General features: G+C 67.7%; 1 protein-coding gene. It reads left to right on the forward strand.

The window, feature by feature from the left end:
• Positions 1-116: 116 nt before the first annotated feature.
• A partial coding sequence (locus Afe05nite_RS43470; protein WP_203823218.1) for an NF041680 family putative transposase occupies positions 117-1,545 on the forward strand: 1,429 nt, incomplete at its 3' end.

Here is a 1,545-nt window from a genome sequence, read left to right on the forward strand (position 1 = left end):
TAGCTTGAGCTTTAACCTGCGGCCTGGAGATATCGACCCCGGCTGATCATGGCGACAGCCCTTGATCGATCATTCCTCTTGTCTAGGGAAGAAAGATCAAAATCAAGGGCTGTCTGATGATCAGTGTGCATGACGTCGATCCGGGCGGGACGCTCGGGCGGCTCGCCGGGTTCCGGCGAGAGTTCCACCGGTGTCTGACCGCTCGCTCGGACGCGTTGTTCGAGCTCACCGACGCCTTGTTGTGCGGGGATACGCCGGTGCGGTCGCTGGTCGAGCTGTCTCTGGCGGGTGAACATAGGCGTGGTCACGGCTCGTTGTACGCGGCGCTGAACCGGGGCCGCATTGACATCGAAGCGCTGAAGACGGCGGTCGCCGGGGTGCCGGTCCCGCGGGCCGCGGACGGACGCATCGTGCTGGCGGTGGACGTCACCTGCTGGCTGCGCCCGGAAGCACACACCAGCCCGCAGCGGATGCTCTGCCATACCTACGGGCGTGGCAAGGACACCCACATGATGATCCCAGGCTGGCCGTATTCACTGGTCACCGCTTTGGAGACCGGTCGCAGTTCGTGGACCGCGCCGCTGGACGTCCGCCGGCTCGGCCCGGGCGACGACACCGCAACGGTCACCGCCGCTCAGCTGCGGGAGGTGGTGCAACGGCTGATCACGGCCGGGCAATGGCAGCCGGGCGACAAGAACATCTGGATCGTTGCCGACGCCGGCTACGACGGTCCCCGGCTGGCGTTCCTGCTCGCCGACCTGCCGGTGACGATGCTGGTGCGGATGCGCTCCGACCGAGTTCTGCGCCGACACGCACCGTCCGAGCCGGCCGGCAACGGCCGTCCACCACGACACGGCGGCGAGTTCATCTTCGGTGCCCCGGCCAGCTGGGGTGAACCCGACGCGGCCACCGTCACCGACACCCGGCTTTACGGCATGGCGACCGCCCGATCCTGGAACCGGCTGCACCCACGATTGACCCACCGCACCGCCTGGACCACACACATCGGCGTCCTGCCGATCATCGAAGGCACTGTCGTCCTGCTGACCGTCGACCGGCTGCCGTCAGGCGCCACCGCGAAACCGGTCTGGTTATGGTGGTCCCACCCTGAAGCCGACGCCGCCATGACCGACCTGCTCTGGCAAGCATTCCTACGCCGCTTCGATATCGAGCACACCTTCCGCATGCTCAAACAGACCCTCGGCTGGACCAGCCCGAAACTACGCAACCCCGCCGCCGCCGACCGGTGGACTTGGCTCGTGCTGGCCGCCTACACCCAGCTACGCCTCGCCCGCACCGCCGTCGCGGACCTCCGCCGGCCCTGGGAACGCCCCGCCCCACCCGAACGACTCACCCCCGCCCGAGTCCGGCGCGGGTTTCGGCACCTACACGGCAAAGCAGGCACTCCCGCCGCCGCACCGAAACCCTCCCAGCCAGGACCCGGACGGCCACCCGGCCGCCGCAACACCCACCCCACGACCCGCCACGACGTCCACACCGTCACCAGCACGAAACCAGCCAGCAGCAACAAAAAACCGAAGAAAT

The organism is Paractinoplanes ferrugineus (genome assembly GCF_016862195.1).
Lineage (GTDB): Bacteria > Actinomycetota > Actinomycetes > Mycobacteriales > Micromonosporaceae > Actinoplanes > Actinoplanes ferrugineus.